The organism is Candidatus Caldatribacterium sp. SIUC1 (assembly GCF_051549785.1).
GTDB lineage: Bacteria > Atribacterota > Atribacteria > Atribacterales > Caldatribacteriaceae > Caldatribacterium.
Genome location: NZ_CP189974.1, coordinates 530,503 through 547,458 on the forward strand (window position 1 = coordinate 530,503; position 16,956 = coordinate 547,458).

The 16,956-nt window shown below is 55.0% G+C and carries 13 protein-coding genes; 2 read left to right on the top strand and 11 right to left on the bottom strand.

Annotated elements, in window-relative coordinates; all coding sequences use genetic code 11:
* Positions 1-9: 9 nt before the first annotated feature.
* Positions 10-975, bottom strand: a complete 966-nt coding sequence (locus tag ACP6EK_RS02715; RefSeq protein WP_438317534.1) for a sugar ABC transporter substrate-binding protein — start codon at positions 973-975, stop codon at positions 10-12.
* A gap of 445 nt (positions 976-1,420) precedes the next feature.
* Here ACP6EK_RS02715 and ACP6EK_RS02720 point away from each other — a divergent pair, with 445 nt between their 5' ends.
* Positions 1,421-2,335 (top strand): ribonuclease H-like domain-containing protein, encoded by a 915-nt coding sequence (locus ACP6EK_RS02720; protein WP_438317537.1) that lies wholly within the window; start codon positions 1,421-1,423, stop codon positions 2,333-2,335.
* Positions 2,336-2,414: 79 nt separating this feature from the next.
* A complete protein-coding gene (locus ACP6EK_RS02725; protein WP_438317540.1) occupies positions 2,415-2,672 on the top strand; it encodes a hypothetical protein in 258 nt (85 codons plus the stop codon).
* Between the two features lie 20 nt (positions 2,673-2,692).
* Here ACP6EK_RS02725 and ACP6EK_RS02730 read toward each other — a convergent pair whose 3' ends face one another.
* The 10 genes from ACP6EK_RS02730 to ACP6EK_RS02775 all read right to left on the bottom strand — a co-directional run bounded on the left by ACP6EK_RS02730 (position 2,693) and on the right by ACP6EK_RS02775 (position 16,944).
* Entirely contained in the window at positions 2,693-4,633 is a 1,941-nt protein-coding gene (locus ACP6EK_RS02730; RefSeq protein WP_438317543.1) for a glycoside hydrolase family 127 protein, read from the bottom strand.
* A gap of 67 nt (positions 4,634-4,700) precedes the next feature.
* Positions 4,701-5,537, bottom strand: a complete 837-nt coding sequence (locus ACP6EK_RS02735; RefSeq protein ID WP_438317545.1) for a carbohydrate ABC transporter permease — start codon at positions 5,535-5,537, stop codon at positions 4,701-4,703.
* A gap of 18 nt (positions 5,538-5,555) precedes the next feature.
* Positions 5,556-6,446 carry a carbohydrate ABC transporter permease gene (locus tag ACP6EK_RS02740; RefSeq protein ID WP_438317548.1) on the bottom strand — a complete coding sequence of 297 codons (891 nt, stop codon included), beginning with the start codon at positions 6,444-6,446 and terminating at the stop codon, positions 5,556-5,558.
* A 60-nt stretch (positions 6,447-6,506) separates the two neighbouring features.
* Positions 6,507-7,760 carry an ABC transporter substrate-binding protein gene (locus ACP6EK_RS02745; protein ID WP_438317551.1) on the bottom strand — a complete coding sequence of 418 codons (1,254 nt, stop codon included), beginning with the start codon at positions 7,758-7,760 and terminating at the stop codon, positions 6,507-6,509.
* Positions 7,761-8,232: 472 nt separating this feature from the next.
* Positions 8,233-9,381, bottom strand: coding sequence for a substrate-binding domain-containing protein (locus tag ACP6EK_RS02750; protein WP_438317554.1), 1,149 nt, complete (start codon positions 9,379-9,381; stop codon positions 8,233-8,235).
* A gap of 194 nt (positions 9,382-9,575) precedes the next feature.
* A complete protein-coding gene (locus tag ACP6EK_RS02755) occupies positions 9,576-11,069 on the bottom strand; it encodes an alpha-N-arabinofuranosidase (protein ID WP_438317557.1) in 1,494 nt (497 codons plus the stop codon).
* Positions 11,023-13,524: an alpha-L-arabinofuranosidase C-terminal domain-containing protein gene (locus ACP6EK_RS02760; protein ID WP_438317559.1), complete on the bottom strand. Its 2,502-nt coding sequence runs from the start codon at positions 13,522-13,524 to the stop codon at positions 11,023-11,025. The genes ACP6EK_RS02755 and ACP6EK_RS02760 overlap by 47 nt, the downstream gene beginning before the upstream one ends.
* Positions 13,521-14,927, bottom strand: a complete 1,407-nt coding sequence (locus ACP6EK_RS02765; protein WP_438317562.1) for an endo-1,4-beta-xylanase — start codon at positions 14,925-14,927, stop codon at positions 13,521-13,523. The genes ACP6EK_RS02760 and ACP6EK_RS02765 overlap by 4 nt, the downstream gene beginning before the upstream one ends.
* A gap of 146 nt (positions 14,928-15,073) precedes the next feature.
* Complete coding sequence (locus tag ACP6EK_RS02770; protein WP_438317565.1) at positions 15,074-16,084, bottom strand: ABC transporter ATP-binding protein; 1,011 nt, start codon at positions 16,082-16,084, stop codon at positions 15,074-15,076.
* Positions 16,081-16,944, bottom strand: coding sequence for an ABC transporter permease (locus tag ACP6EK_RS02775; RefSeq protein WP_438317568.1), 864 nt, complete (start codon positions 16,942-16,944; stop codon positions 16,081-16,083). Before ACP6EK_RS02775 ends, ACP6EK_RS02770 begins: the two co-directional genes overlap by 4 nt.
* Positions 16,945-16,956: the final 12 nt, after the last annotated feature.

The following is a 16,956-nucleotide window of genomic DNA, read 5'->3' on the forward strand; positions in this document are numbered from 1 at the left end:
CCGGAACTTCTACCGTACCCGCTTCTGAGAGAGTTCTATGACCCGGTCGACGTTCGAAGCGTCAACAACCGCATTGCCCGTATTCACATCCCAGGCGCTAAGACCATACTCTTTCATCAGGTAGAGCTGAACGATGGGGAGGTACCCCTGGAGGTACGGTTGCTGGTCAATGGTGAGTTTAATGTACCCGGATTTAATCTCGGCAAGGACCTCTGGCACGAGGTCAAAGCCACCGATGAGCAATTCTCCGGGCTTATACCCCAGGTTCTTCGCCGCCTTTGCCGCAGAAGCATGGTTGTACTCAACCGCGATGACCCCCTTGGTTTCCGGATGAGCCTGGAGGTACGCCTGAATCCGGGACTGTGCTACGTCCATCTTCATGGTCGTATCAAGCCGCTCGTAGGTGTACCCAAGCTCTTCAAGGCGCCGGATGATGCCTTTCGCACGTTGCTCCGCCCATACAAGACCAGGACCACCAACGCTGATGAGGAAATGGTACTTCTCCCCTGCCGGGAGCCCCTCGGTGAGCTTTGAAGTAAGGAAATACCCAGCCTGCTCCAGGTCCTGCCCAATATAGGCCAAGCGGGCGTTCCCCTTTGCACCTTCAGGGTCATCAGTATTGGAGCAGATAACAGGTATACCGGCGTCGATAGCTTCTTTGATCACTTCGTCGAACATGTCCGGGTGCGGGATGGTGGTAATGATGCCATCGGGTTTCTGAGCCAGAGCAGCCTTGAAGTTTGCAAGCTGTGCCGCCAGATCGCCTTCCTCTTTGGGACGGACAAAGGTGAAATCTACCCCGAGGAGGCTTGCCGCATCCTGCGCCCCCTTGTACACTGCAGCCCAGAAGGGATTCTCTTCGCCGGCATGGGAAATGAAGATGAAACGGTACTTCCCCGCAGCAAAAGCTTGCCCCCCACCCAAAAGACCCAGAAGCACCACACCAACGACCGCAAGAACGACCAGACGCCTCATGCTCCTTCCTCCCTTCAAAGGAAATGACCAACCTCGCTGGTACAGGAAAAACGGGCCTCTTCTTTTCTCTCACCTCCCCCGGAAGTATTATAACAGAGTTAAGGATAAGGGGTGCCCGTATTTTCGTATACTTCTATCGATAGTACCAACTCTTGGGGCTTTTCCAGCCCTCTCCATCCCAAACTCCCTGAGGGGATTTTACCTCCTCAACCTCACCCGCTCAGAGGAATGGCTGTCATATGGCGGGACCTTGGGCCATCCCCTCGTCACCGGGATATTACCAGAAACTCACCGGGGGAGGATTGTCCTTCCCTGAGAACTCCAGGGACAAGGATGAAAGAAAGGCCTTTTCCCTGCAAGAGGGGAAGCATCACGAAGGAACTCCAAAGGAAAACGAACTCAACCTCTCTTGTCCGGCAAGAGAGGTTCCGGTAGTATACTCCTGGTGAGAGATTTGCGAGTCGTGGCCGTTGACATTGAGACCTTTGCTTCAATCGAAGACCTTGGGTTTCCCGAGTACCACTACCTCCGAACGCGAGGGGAGAAGGACCGTTCTGATGAAGAGCTTGAGCAGGAGCTTGCCCTGAACCCCTATGTCCTCCAGGTGATTTCTGCCGCCGCAGCCTGCGTGGAGGAAGGGAAAATTACCGGAGTCTCTGTGCACTACATCTCAAGTAGCGGTGAGGAAGTCCGGGAAACCCATCCCTTCCCCATTCGCTATACGCCTGTTCTCTGCCCAAGTCCTGAGGAAAACCTCTTCGAATCCGAAGAGCTCCTCCTTGAGGAGCTCTGGCAGGACCTTGAGGGCGCAGAACTCCTTGTGACCTACAACGGTCAAAGCTTCGACCTCCCGGTCCTCCGCCTCCGGAGTATGATCCACGGCCTTGACCTTCCGCCGTCTATTGCTGCACCGCATTCTCCTCGTCTTTCCGATGGCCACCTGGATCTTGCCCAGTTCCTCTCCTGTTCGATCTCTGGGTACCGGTACACCCTGGAATTCGTGTGCCGGAGATTCGGTATTCCCCTCAACAAGGGCAGAATGGACGGGGCAAAGGTCCACGACGCCTTCCTCGAAGGGCGGTACTTCGACATCGCCCGTTACAACGCCCAGGATGCCATCGCCACCGCAAGGCTCTACCTTCGCCTGAAAAAGTACCTTTCTCCGGAATCCCTGCCTCCCCCTGACCCTCCCACCGACAACCAGCTCCGTCACTTCACAAACCTTGTCGCTAACCAGAGCACCGGAAGCGCCGAATTCTACGATCTTCTCTTTGCCTGGTTCGTCGAAAGGGGCGTCCTCACAAAGAGCAACATCAGCCGGCTCATCGACGACCTGAAAAACGGGCGCCTGCTTTTGTGAGGTCTCGGTAAAAGCAAACCAGGTAGAGTCCAGGCCCTGGACTCTACCTGGAATTTCCGTCCCAAAGGAGGCGAGCACCGTGACGAAAACCACCATCCGCATCCGCGGGGTTGTGGCGCTTTCGATGCTCATTCTGCTCCTTTTCATGGTCACCACAGGGAGCATCCTCCTTGTTGCCCAGAGCGGAGGCGTGATGCCTCTGCCGCTTTGGAACTTCGCTACCAGGGCGCATCCTGTGGGAGGGTTCCTCCTTCTTGCCCTGGGGATGAGCCATGCAGCGCTCAACTGGAAGCTCTTTGAGAGCGACCTTAAAGCTCTTCGGGAGAAAAAGCGATAAGGTCCTTTCTGCCGCCGGGATCACCCCTCCCGAATCCACACCGTCATCTCCCCCATCCCCCGGTTCCCCCAGGCGTAGTAGGGGATGGCGGTGATGGGGACTCTGCGTCTTTGAGACCGATGGAAGGTGTAGAGGTGGCTTGAAGCGGCAACCTCCCTTTCTGCTTCTCCAGAAAGCACCACAACGCCCCCAAGAAGCTCCGGGCAAAACGCCGCACAGAGCTCGGCATCTCCAGGCAAAACAATCTGCGAAAGACCCGGACCGTTGTCTACTTCCTCAAGGCAAAACACCACAGGGCCCCGCTGCAGGGCTACTTTTCCCGAAGCATCACGCACTCCAGGATGCGCCCGTACCCGCTCAACGGGCATAGCAAGGGAAAGCTCCACCTGGTCTCCCTTTTGCCAGAGCCGCCGAATCCTTGCATACCCCCGCTCGACAAGGGGAGAAACGTCCGTTTCCTCACCGTTCACCCGGATTTTCGCTTCCCGACACCATCCGGGAATTCGCACCGCCAGAGTGAACTCCTGAGGTGCTGCGGGGAACACCTCAAAGCGGATGTCTCCCTCCCAGGGGTAACCGGTCTTCTGCAAGAGGACAACCCGCCCTTTCTCGAGGTCTACGGTTACCTCACTTTCGGCGAAGAGGTGAACGTAGAGGGTTTCCCCATCCTCTGAATAGAGATAGGAAGGTAAAGAAGCAAGAAGTCTGGCAAGGTTCGGTGGGCAACAGGCACAGGAGAACCATTTCTGGCGAGACAGCACCACGTGCTGCAGGTCATACCTCTTTTGCACCGCCTCAGGCACAACTTCAAGAGGGTTCACATAGAAGTAGGCGGTACCGTCCAGAGACATACCGCTCAACACCCCGTTGTACAGGGCCCGTTCCATAACGTCGGCATAGGTCCGGTCCACTTCAAGACGAAGCATCCGGTGGGCCCAAAAGACTAGACCGATGCTAGCGCAGGTCTCGGCGTAAGCCCGGTCAGGGGGCAAATCGTAATCGAAGGTGAATGCCTCACCCTGAGCCGAAGACCCAAGGCCCCCGGTGACGTACATCCGGCGCTCTGTGACATTTTCCCAGAGCGTCCTGCAGGCTGCAAAAAGGGTGGTATCATGGAGCTCCAGAGCAAGATCGGCCATGGCACTATAGAGGTACATCGCCCGAACGGCGTGGCCCACGGCCTCTTGCTGTTCCCGCACCGGAAGGTGTGCCTGGCAGTAGGCAGGAGTCCAAAACGGCCAGGGGAGTTCCTTTTCTCCCCGTGCTCTTGCCTCGAGTTCAAAGTACAGGGGTTTCTTCCCCCGCTCGTTGACAAAAAACGCAGCAAGGTCGAGGTACCGTCGTTCTCCTGTGACCCGGTACAGCTTCACCAGGGCAAGCTCAATCTCAGGATGCCCGGGATATCCCCGCAGCTTCCCTGGTCCATCGCCGAAGCGGTCGGCAATGTGGTCAGCAAGGCGGGAAACCACCTCGAGGAGCTTCCCTTTCCCTGTTGCCCTGTAGTGGGCAACCCCGGCCTCGATGAAATGCCCGGCACAGTAGAGCTCATGATTGTCGCGGAGGTTTTTCCAGCGACTCTCCGGGTCCTTAATGGTGAAGTAGGTGTTGAGGTACCCATCGGGCCTCTGCGCTTGAGCCACAAGGTCGATGACCTCGTCGACCTTTTGCTCAAGCTCCGGGTCCGGAAAGTTCCAGAGGCAGTAGCTTGCCGCCTCAAGCCACTTTGCCACGTCGCTATCCTGAAAGACCCACCCGTAGAACTCCCCCGAAGCCAGCCCTGCAGCAATGCGGAAATTCTCCACTGCATGGCTCTTCGGAGCCCCCGGCACTCTGTCGTTTAAGGCCTCCCACTGGTAGGGAATGACCGTTTCTTTCACCTGAAGGATTCTCTTCCCCCAGAAACCCGCTGCCGCAACCTTGACCGCACCAAGATCAAGGTGTTCCAGTGTTTTTTTCTCCATGTTCCTCACCCTCCGCGCCAGGCCATTTTCCCTGCATCCACAGGATGCTTGAAAACATCAGGAGGCATCACTTGAATCCTGTGGTTTTGATTCCTTCGGTAATGTACTGACGGGCTAAAAGGAACAAGGCCATAGGCAGAAGCAGCATGATGGTCGCCATGGCCATGATGAGGTCCCATCGGACAACAAAGGTAGTCCGGGAAAAGCTGTAGATGCCGACACTGAGGGGCTTCAGGTCCTCAGAGTTGAGGAACACCATAGGGATGAAAAACTCGTTCCACCAGAAGATGGACGAGAGGGTACCAATGGTGATGAAGATGGGTCGGGAAATCGGGGCAATGATTCTCAGGAAAACCCCCCATTCGCTGCAACCATCTATTTTCGCCGCTTCATCGAGTTCCCGGGGGATGGTCCGATAGAACTGCCTGAACAGGAACACGTTGTAGGGATACGCGAAAAAGGCCGGAACGATGATAGGCAAAAAGGTATCCAGCCATCCCAGCTGTTTGAAAAGGACATACTGGGGAATGATGGTCACGTAACCGGGAACCATCATCGTCATGAGGATCAGACTAAAAATGACCTCCCTTCCCTTGAAACGCATCCTCGCCAGGGGATAGGCAACCATGGAGCTTGACAGGAGGGTCCCGACAGTATTCCCGACAATCAGAATCAGGGTGTTCCTCAAATACACAAGGAGCTTGCTGTTGGCAAAAACCTCCGCGTAGTTCTGCCAGTAAAGGCGCGAGGGCAAAATTCTGGGCGGGAACACGCTAAATTCAATCATAGGCTTGAAAGAGGACAGGATGATCCAGAGGATAGGGAAGAACATCACCAGAGCCACCACTACCATGAGCAGGTACTGGTGCATGCTGGTGTATCTTTTGCGTCTGCGACCCTGCACTCCAGAACCCCCCAGCCCCTAAACTTCGTAGTACACCCACCGCTTTGACAGAACAAACATCAGAAAAGAAGCCAAAGCGGCGATGCCAAAGAGGATAATGGACTCGGCACAGGCATAGCCCACCCGGAAGGTCTTGAAAGCATTGTGGTAGATATCAAGGCTTATCGCCTGGGTGACCTTTCCGGGCCCTCCAGCCGTCAGGGGATAGAGCAGGGTAAAGGAGGTGTTCAACGAGCTTATGGTCGCGGTGACCAGGTTAAAGAGCAGAATCGGCGATATTGCCGGAAGCGTGATCTTCAGAAACTGTGTGAAGCGGCCGGCTCCGTCAATCTCTGCAGCCTCGTAGAGCTCCCTGGGGACTTCCTTCAAAGCGCTGTCGAATATGAGCATCATCTGACCCGCATAGAAGGTGTAAATGTTGAGCGCCACCACAACCCAGACCACGAGTTTGGGGTCCACAAGCCAGTTCGGGGTTTCCCTGAACCCAAGAAGCGACAGGACATAGTTGAGAATCCCGAGCTCCTTGTGCAGAATCAGCTGGAAGGCAAAGGTCAGGGCCACCATGGGCACAACGGCGGGAATAAAGTAGAAGAAGCCAAAGAGGCTTGTGCCGCGAATGTTCCTGGCGTTGAGCAACACTGCCTCAAACAGTGCCCAGCCCACCGAGATAGCGACGGAGAACACGGTGTAAAACGCCGTGAACTTCAGAACAATCCAGAATTCTGACCCCTGGCGAAAGAGCCTTGCGTAATTGCCAAGCCCTATCCAGTTAGGGAACCCGATAAGGTCCCACTTCGTGAAACTCAAAACAACAGTGGCCAGGATTGGCCCACCCGTGAACAGCACAAACCCCAGAATCCATGGGAGAACGAAGAGATATGCCTTTCCGCTTTCCCCGGGTCGTGTCACAGGACTCCCCACCTGTAGCAGAAAAAAGAAAAGGGGGGCAGAAGCCCCCCGCACACTCACTTACTGTGCGACCTTCTCCTCTCCCAGGATGTCCACCGCTTTGTTCCTGGCCTGCTCAACGACATCGTCAACACTCAGCTGCCCGAGAATGGCTGCGTTAAAATCCTTCACAATATCAAAGGTCAGACCCGGTGGCAGCAATACATAGCCCCACTCGGCGAACTGAGCTGTCTGCTCGATGGCATCCCAGTTCCTTGGTCCCTTAGGACCTTCCACCCTGTAGTAGCCCTTCTTGAGAATGGAAAGGCGCGCCGAGGGGTTACTGTAGGCTTCGTTGATGAGTTTCTGGCCTTCTTCGCTCATGCAGAACTCGATGAACCTCCAGACCGCATCTTTAGACCCGCTTCGCGCATTGATCGCAAAGAACCCGGTGTGAAGGGTGGAGTAGTGTCGTGCCTTTTTGGGGATAGGAGCGATGTCCCAGGCGAAATCCTTGATGTCCTTATAGACTGAGGTCATCCAGCTCCCGTTGAATGCCATAGCCGCCTTCCCAGCCATGAAAAGGTCCGCAGAGACCACACCGGAGGTCGTGACCTGAGGAGAGGCTACAACCCTATCTTTATTGGTTAGGTCAAACCAACGCTGCAGGAACTCCCTGGTCCCGGACCCCATGGAGAAACGACCCTGCTCGTCAACGATCTTATCACCGAACGCCCCCGCCAGGGAATACCATAACCCCTGAAAGCCCAGGGCGTCACAGCCCCACTGAACGACCTTGCCGTCGCTCTCAACGGTGAGCTTCTTGGCCGCGTTCTCGAAATCTTCCCAGGTCCAGTCCATACCGGGATACGCTACTCCTGCTTTGTCAAATAGGTCCTTGTTGTAGTACATAATTTCCGTGGCGAAGCACCAGGGAAGGCCGTAAAGGCTTCCCTGGAGCTGCATGAGCTGCGTAACCGCCGGGATAAAATCGTCGAGACTGAGCTCCTTGCTCTGCTTGATGTAGTCGTCAAGGCTCAGCACCCATCCAGCCCTGACGAAGTCGGCAAGGTCGGCCTCCCAGAGGCAAAGGACATCCGGAGCAGTCCCGGTCATGGCCATAGATCTCAGTTTCTGGGAGTACTCAGCCTCTGGAATCTGCATGAATTCCACCCTGATGTCAGGATTTTTCTCCTCAAAGGCCTTAACGTAATTGTAGGGGTCAGATGGCAAGGCATTCCAGTGGGCATACTTGATTACCGTTTCCGCAAAAACGGAAACACCCGAAAACACGGACACCAGCAACACCAGCCCCAAAACCACCGCTTTCTTCATGCTTTCCCCACCCCCTGAAGCTTTCGGAGTTTTTGACCACCTGAACACGCTTTGTCAAAGGCCGCCATTTCTGGGAACCTCTCACCTCCCCCAGTCAGCTTTTCTGAAACCTGCGGGCAAAATGTGCACCACATTTTTCATACCAGTATGCAATTGGTGATAAATTTTGCAACCGGTTCTATAATAAGGGTGTTGCGTTCCATTGTCAATAACCAGAAGGGAAGCTGGCATCCAGCACGGTGAATTTCTCGGAAACTCGGAGAACTCCTACCTCCTGCACCCGAATCGGAGATCCCGGCATGCAAGTGCTTCGGGATTTTCTGAACCAGAACACTCTGGAGAGGCTCAAGCGCAGAGAGAGCCCCAAAAACGGGAGGAGAAAGGACACGAGGATCTCCGGTGGCGCTCATTCATACCGGTATGATTGTCTCTGAAACCTCTCCCGTGGTTCAGTGTTCAGGAAAAGGTGGCCTTACTCAATCTGACGGCAGGAATTCCGCTCCACAAGCTCCGTAGGAAAGATCGTCTGTACCGGCACAAGCTGAGGTTCTCTGATGCGGTGCAGGATTCTCTGGGTAGCGTACCTCCCCATCTCCCGCTTGTAGACCCGTACAGTTGTGAGCGAAACAAAGGCATTTGAGGATATCGGAGCATCATCAAAGCCCACAATGCTCAGGTCCTCTGGAATCCGTAGGCCCTGTTCCCTCGCCGCCTTCATGGCACCGATAGCCATTTCGTCATTGGTGGCAAAAACGGCTGTCATTGACACACCGCGCTTAAGGAGGCGTTCCATGGCGAGGTATCCGCTCTCCATGCTCCAGTCACCGTACTCCACAAGCTTTTCATCATACCCAATCCCGGCCCGACGCAGCGCAGCCCGGTAACCCTGGAAACGTTCCTGGGCAGAGCGGTTGTATCGTGTGGGGTGATTGATCAGACCTATGGCCCGGTGCCCAAGGCGGATGAGATAGCTGACCGCCTGATAGGCCCCACCAAAGTTATCTATAAGAAGCATATCCGTCTTGAGGGAGCGAGGTATAATTGAAGGATTCACAAGGACCACCGGCACCGGAGAGGCCTCAAGGAGCTGGGCAAAGGCAGAGGAAGCCAGTTCGCAGACGATAAGCCCGTCGACCTTATTCAAAAACTCCCTGAATTTCGACTTCTCAGTCGGTGTGTCCTGGTACACAGCAAAGAAGAGCAGGTGGAAATCGTTCCTCTGTAGCTCATGGCTGGCCCCTTCAAAGACCTCTGAGTAAAAAGGCATCCAGGACACCCTTCCGTTCTCGGTAACGTGCGCCTGGATATCTGGGCGAGAGCGGTCAAGGGCAGAGAGAAAGACCACAAAACCAATGTTCCCGGTGCGGTGCAGGGAGGTCGCACGGGAACTATCGGCTCCGGCTACAAAAGTCCCCTTTCCGGGTACCCGGACGAGAATGCCCTCATGCATCAGGGCAAGGATGGCCTTTCTGATGCTGCTCCGGCTGGCCTGGCATCTCTCGCTGAGTTCCCGCTCTGAAGGAATCCTCCCCCCAGGTTGTATACCCTCGTCCCGAATGACAGCCTTAATGGTCTCCTGGAGCGCCACATGGAGCGGTCGTAATCCCTTCCTTCGGCCCATTTTCTGCCTCCATCCCACCTGGTCTTCTGTCCTCATTGCATATTGTATACCTGTTACGAAAAACTTTCTATTACCAGTACAATTCATACCAGATGTGTTGAAGAAAAAACGCTGCATCGCCTGCCATTTCCGGTAGGTTTCCTGGGAAACACCTGTGCCGGCTCCTGGAGCCGGCACAGGGCACTCAGAGGTCTTCAGACAGCTTCCGGCAGAGCCTTCTCAAGAGGAATCTCAAGCACCCACAGGGTGTGGGGAGGAAGGGAGTACGGGCTTTCCGAGAGGGCAACGGTGCGGGATACCGAAACCACCCGGTCTGGAGAGGCAAAATCGTTCCCGGCAAGAACATCCGGAGCGGTCAGCTCAAAAAGCCGCCCCTCCTTCCCTGCGGGAATATCGGAGAGGTCCACCACAACCTCGCAGGGTTCGTCTCTGTGGAAATTCACTATGGCCAGCGAGAGGACATTCCGGGAGGGATCATACGTTGCCGAGGCATCGAAGTAGGGGACCCGCTCCAGAGCAAAGGAGCTCCGACCCTTGAGGAAGCTCTTTGCCCGGATGGCATAGGAGTCCGCCAGGACCTCGCACCCAAGCCGCACAGTTCCCGTGTGGTTCACGAAGAGGTCAAAGACGTGGTAGATAGGGGTGAGGACCATGGCGTCTTTCCGGGTCTTGATCATCCCCAGGGCGTTCACCATCTGGGCGAGATTTGCCATACCCACGACGTCGCTTAAGCGGTGTAGAACAAGGAAAATCCCTGCGGCAAAGAGGGCGTCCTTCAGGGTGTAGGGCTCCTCAAGGTAGACGATGCCCTTTTCCTGGGCCTCCTCCTCCGGGTCCACCTGGTACCAGACATTCCACTCGTCAAAGGCAATCTTCACGTGGTCCATGCGGGTGCTTTTGATGAGGCCGGCAAGGAGCTTCAGGCGCTCTTCCACATAATAGGCTGCCGCAACGGTTTCATAGTAGTCCTCAGACCCGTGGTACTGATGGATGGAGATGAAGTCGATGACCTTCCCGGCGTGCTTGAGAACGGTGAGGTCCCATTCCGGGTCATCGGCCCCAACGGCGATAATCTGGATTGAGGGGTCCAGGGCCTTCATGAACATGGCAAACTGGCGGAGTTTCTCCGCATACTCCCGGGCACTGCAGTGCCCCACCTGCCACGGTCCGTAGACCTCGTTGCCCACGCCCCAGTACTTCACCCGGTACGGCTCGGGATGACCAAACGTTTTGCGCATTTCGGCGTACTTTGTGGGGGTATCGAGGTTACAGTACTCCAGCCAGTGCAGGGCCTCATCCAGAGTCCCGGTCCCAAGGCTCACCGCAAGGTACGGTTCGGCTCCAATCCTTCGACAGTACTCTATGAATTCATCCGTCCCGAAGCGATTGGTCTCAATCCCTCCCCAGACGTAGTTGATGAGCTTTGGTCGTCTTTCCCTGGGGCCGATACCGTCTTCCCAGTGGTAGGCCGAAGCAAAATTCCCCCCGGGCCAGCGGAGGACAGGACACTTGATGCGCCGCACTGCCTCAAGAACATCTTTGCGGAACCCCGAAGAGTCTGCAAGAGGTGAGTCTTCGTCGAACACCCCACCGTAGATACACCGGCCGAGGTGCTCGATGAAATGCCCGTAGATGAGTGGACTAATGGTTCCGGTTTTTACTCCCCAGACTTTCACGTGAGCGTTCATCGTCCTTCCTCCCTTCAAGGGTTTCAATCCTCAGGATAGTGACCGAAAAGGGTGGGAAAACATGGGAAAACGAGCGGGAAAGGCCGAAAAGGGGTATCTCGCGAGGAACGATGTTGAAAGGTTCCAGGAAGCTATTTTCGTCTTCAGGATCCCCCGCAAGCACCAGGGCCTTCCCTCTTCCGGTCAGCTCCACTTCACCGGAGATGGTAACCACGGTGTGTTTCTCCTCAGGAAAAGGATTGACCACCTTGACGATGATGTCTCCCGAACCTCTGTCGAAACTCGCCACATGGTACAGGGGCCTGAGACCCGTTGTATCCTCAACCTCGTGAATGAGGGTGCCATCAAGAAAGCAGCGGATCCTTCGCCCTGAAACCTCGATTCGCAGATGGTAGAAGCGATCGTTTTCAACCGTCAGGGGAACGCTTTTGCTGAGGGCGATTTTTTGTCCTGCAATGGCCTTCTCGACTACGGAAACCGTGTTGCCGAAGCCCCCAACGTTCCAGAGATAGTAGTTGAAGTCATTCTGAACCCCAAAGAAAACGAGGAATCCCTCGCTGCCACCGATTTTCTTTGCCAAAACCTTAACGACGCAGTCGCCCCAAGGCTTCTCCCCGAGATAAACCCGGCAGTCTTCACCAAAACTTCGCTGTCGCAAAAGCCCACCCCGTGCTTCCCAGACGCCCCGATACCACCTCCACCTCCGTCCTTCCTCAAAGCCCTCTTCGAAAAGCACATTCCCCTGGGGATCCAGAACCCGCACGAAGTCAAAGGCCACCTGGGTTCCCCAGCTCCCCAGACCCATAAGGCCCCGGATGGGTGGAAAATCCTTTTCCCTGGGACACTCAAGAGCGGAAGGGAGGACAAAGTCCCCGAGGTTCGTGCTGAAAAGGTACTGGACGTAGTAACTCGGGGTTCCGAAGACCCGAAGGTTATCGAACCAGATGAGGTCTGGAACCCACTGCGACCACCCCACCCGGTTGAAGAGGGGAGCATAGGAAGCCATAACGACGACGTCGGCGTTACGTTCAATCCCGGTCATGAACGCCGCCTCGGCTAAAGCCGCTTCGAGGGTATTCCTCCGTCCCAGGGTGTGGGCCGCGTACTCTCCCACCATGACTTTCGGGCCCCCGCGGTCGTAGGCATCGTACCGACTGGCATTGGCCAGAAACCACTGGGGAGGCATGTACATGTGCTCATCGACGATGTCAACCCCGTGGGCCTTTGCCCACTCCCAGGCTTTTTCAAAAATCGGACCGGCGGGAGAGGTTCCACTGGCAAGAATGAGCTGAATCTCTGGGAATCGCTCTTTTATGGCTTGCTGGAAGAGGGCAAAGCGCGCAAAATACTCCTCTCCCCAGTTCTTGTTGCCGATACCCAGATACTTCAACCCAAAGGGTTCCGGATGGCCACTTTCTGCCCGCGCTTTTCCCCAGGGACTCGTTGCCGGTTCGTTTGCGTACTCGATGAGGTCCAGGGCATCCTGGACCCATTCATCCATCTCCTCAAGGGGGACGAACTCCGCTCCCCGAACCTGGCACGAAATCCCTGCGTTGAGAATCGGCACAGGTTCTGCCCCGAGGTCCTCGGCAAGGAGAAAGTACTCGAAAAACCCCAGACCAAAAGACTGATGGTACCCCCAGAGATTCCACTGGGTCGGTCGCTCCACCACAGGACCAACAGTCTTCTTCCAGCGGTAGGCGTTCTCGAGGCGATGCCCCTCCACGATGCACCCCCCGGGAAAGCGGAGGAACCCAGGTCGAAGTGCCGCAAGCATCTCCACAAGGTCCCGGCGCCAGCCATTGGCCCTGCCTTTCCAGGTATCTTCGGGGAAGAGGGAGACCATGTCGAGGGTCACGGATCCCTGGCCTTCCACATGCAGAACAAGACGAGCCGAGGGACAGCTCTCCTGGGGAGAGAGCCTGAGGGTGTATTCCCTCCACTCCGGATCAAGAACGGGAATTTCCTCCTCGGCGTACGTTTTCCCTGCCATATCTTCAAGGCTCACCCGCACGATCCCCGGAGATTGTCCTTCCATCCGGGCAAAAAGGGAAAAACGGTACGTCTTCCCCACTTCAATCGGGATCCCATCGTACCCCTCGTTGACCACCCTGCCCCTGCCTCCGGAGGGAGGAAACACAACCCGGAGATAGTGGGGGTTCTGCAGTAACAGGGGAGTATCGTCTTCAATGCCAAAGCGCACACCCTCATCTCCAGAGAATATCCAGCCCTCGGAAGGGTTCCGGTGCTCGAAGGAGCGATTTCGCACAAGCTCTGCGTATATCCCCCCATCGGCAGCATGGTTGATGTCCTCAAAGAAGATACCATAGAGCGTTCGGGGAATCTCGGGACCCTTCTTCGAGGCGTCGATAACAAGGTGGTACTCCGAGGCAAGAGCGAGGGAGGGGATAAAAAGAACAAAGAGCACGACGGCCAGGAAAAGGCGTTTCTTCACTTTTTCTTCCCTCCCACTTGAAGCACAAAGGCATTCGAAGCGCCGCTTCTCACAAAAAAGAAGTGTTCTTCTTGCTCTCCCGAGGGAGCCGTAGTTAGGACCCGGTAATTCCCGGGAAATCCGCGAAATGCTACCGTTCCGTCCGCACCGGTACAAAGGCGGACCCTTGTCTTCCACTCCCGGTGAATGAGGTCCTTCAGGACGAAATACATGGGCTTTACCGTGAAATCGTCTCTCAGGAAGCCGCTCCCCGGCTGCCAGGCTCGATAGAAATTCCAGTAGGTTATGGCTGAAACCGCAGGATGACTGAAAAAGACCGTGTAGAAGACTTTCAGAAGTTCCGCCTGGAGCAACTCGGCTTCCCCCGGCGAAACCCCGAAAGCACCCACCACCGCGGGCAGAGGAATCTGGAATTCTGTAATGTGAATGGGCTTCCCCAGAGTGGCAAGTTCATCCAGAGCAGAGCGAATGTCCTCAAGCGACTCCAGGTGTCTTTTGATGTCCTCAGCGGTGAAAAGGTGTGCCTCAACGCCGATGACGTCCACAGGGACACTGGCTTCAAGGAGCTTTCGGGCCTTTTCCATAAACCGCTTTCGTATGTTCCCATCAAGCAACATCCCGAATTCATTAAGCACAAGGATGGCCTGGGGGTCTATTTCCTTTACCGCCCTGAAGGCCTCAGCAACGTACTCAGGACCCAGACCCTCAAACCAGGGCTGGACAACAGGCTCGTTCACCACATCCCACAGGTGCACAGGGCCTTTAAAATCCTGAACCTCCCGGCGTATGCGCCCAAAAAGCGCTTCCCTTACTTCTTCCCAGCGACCGGCACGTCCCTTCATCCACACCCAGGAAGGAACCCCAACACCCGGAGGATTTCCCCACACCAGGGTATGCCCCTTCACAGGAACCCCGTGGTCCTGCAGCCACCTGGCGATACGGTATGCCGCCTCTTTCAGAGGGAACCGACCGGGCCCAGGTTCGTAGTCTTTCCAGTAAAAGGCAGGAAGCGTGGCAAAGTTGAAGAGTTCAAGGTACAGGCGCTGGTACTCTGCAATCTTTTCCGGGGGCAGAGGTTGCACCCCAAATCGTCCGCCACGGGAATAGGCTCTGGGAGCAAAGGCGAAAATGAGGTACTCCGGAGCGTTGCCAAAGAGGAACTCATGGGATACCTGCTCACAAAAAACTTCTACGTTCTCGAGCTTCTGCCCATTTTCGTCCACAACCTCAATGCGTACCGGGAGCCTGCGAAACTTTTCAATGGCCTCCTGGAATGGCGAAAGGTCAACAGGGGTTCTGAAGGTGTCGATAACGAGGCTGCATTCCGAGGCCGGAGTGGGGGAGAAGGAGGACAAAGCAAAAAAGAACAGCGCAAGAAAGATAATCCCTCTTCTTTCGCCCAAGAGACAGGAAAGATTCACATCATCCGTAAACACGCAGGGATACCTTGAAAGACTCGCGTTGGGCAACTTTTCGCCCTGCCTTCTTCGTGCCAGAATACTAAGAGGTTTTCACCCCATCGCTGTCGATTTAAACCCTTCCCGGACCCTCATTGGTATAAATAGCATGCTACCCAATGTCGCTTAGAATCAACCTCAATCAGTTCCGGCCTAAATCTGGCACATACATCCCTACCACATGAACACCTTGGAGAAAACCTACAGCCTTCGGGCGGATCGATAAGATTGACTGGACTGCCCGGTATGGGTCTTTTTTCCGTTCTGTCGCCTATAACAGGCATCGATGAAAGCAAAAACCGGGTATAGGGATGAAGTGGATTAGTGAAAATAGACTCCGTCAGGCCATATTCTACGATACATCCACCATACATGACTGCCATCATGTTTGCCAAACCGGGAATCAGCGAGATGTCGTGAGTGATGAAAACAATCATGCTCCCAAGGGCAGCCTGGATGTCACTTAAAAGCTGCAGAATGTTCTTCTGGGTAACAACATCAAGGGCAGACGTCGGCTCGTCTGCAATAATCACAGCCGGATTCAGGAAGGTAGCCAGCGCTATGACCACTCTCTGCCTCATGCCTCCCGAAAGCTCAAACGGGTAAACCCGCAAAACATAGGGAGGAAGGTCCACCATTTCCAAATGGTTCTTGATCTTCTCTTCGTCGAATACCACATTATGAGACGTTGTCAAATCGTAAAAAATGTCCCTTAGTCTCCTGACAGGATTGAGCGCACTCAACGAACCTTGGGGAACACAGGAAATCTTCTTCCACCAGGCATCCTTCAGGGTATTCTTCGTGGGAGACAGCTCGTACTCCTGGTCGCCAAAGCGATAGCAAACCCTTCCCTCCTTAACCAAAAGGAATGACCCCACCGCTCCGTACAGGACCCTTGCCAGGGTAGTCTTGCCACAACCGGATTCTCCTACAATTGCCAGGAAGTTGCTCCCCTCTATGCTCAGCGATACACCCTCAACAGCCTTAACTTCCTTGGTAACCCCGAACTGCTCGGTCATATAGTACGCCCTCAGGTTCTCCACCTCTAAGAGAACGGTTTCTCGCCTTCCGGTTTTCTGAATGACTTTTTGGTCAACGCTCATTGGGTCACTACCCTCGCTTGCGGACTGATGAAATCGGTCATGCTGACGAAGAGAAGGTAAAGCGACGTGAAAAGGAGAATTACGAATAACACCGGGAAAAGAATCCACCACCAGGCACCCATCACCAGGGCCTGTTGCTGTATTGCCCAGTACGTTATGGTTCCCATGGTTGGGACATCTAAGGGGGTAAGACCAAGGACTGATAAGGTCACTTCAAGACCAAGCGACCAGAGCATGTTATTAATGGTCGTTGCAAATACAATGGGAAGAACATGGGGCAGGTACTCCTGGAAGACCAGCCCCAAAGTGCTTCTCCCCGAGAACAAGGCAGTAACCGTAAACCTCCGCTCTCTCAAACTTAGAACCTGGGACCTTATCAGCCTTGCATCCCAGGGCCACCCAAAAAAGGCCAGCACCATGGCAAGCATCGGAAAACTCATTTCCTTTGCCAGAAGCTTTAAGAATATCAGTATCGGAAAAATGGGCAAGACAATCAGAGAGTCGCAAAAAAGGATGAGCGCCTGGTCTATTGCCCCTCCTTTATACCCCGCGATAATGCCAACCATCATCGCTATGAGGCGAGAGAGCGCAGCCACCCCCAGGCCAAAGATAAGCGAATTCTTGAGCGCAAAGGTCATAATCCAGAAAAGATCCTGCCCCCTTCCATTCGTCCCGAAAGGGTGACTCCACGAAGGCGGGCGGTTAATCGGAACGTAATAGGATGCACGAGGGTCATAGGGAGAAAAGGTCGACAACACTGCAAAAACTACCAGCGCAATGAGAACGGGCAAAGAAATTTTGAATCGCACATCCCGTTCAAGCAATCGAACCACTGCTTTCGACATTGCAACAACAGGCATTCCGTCGCACCT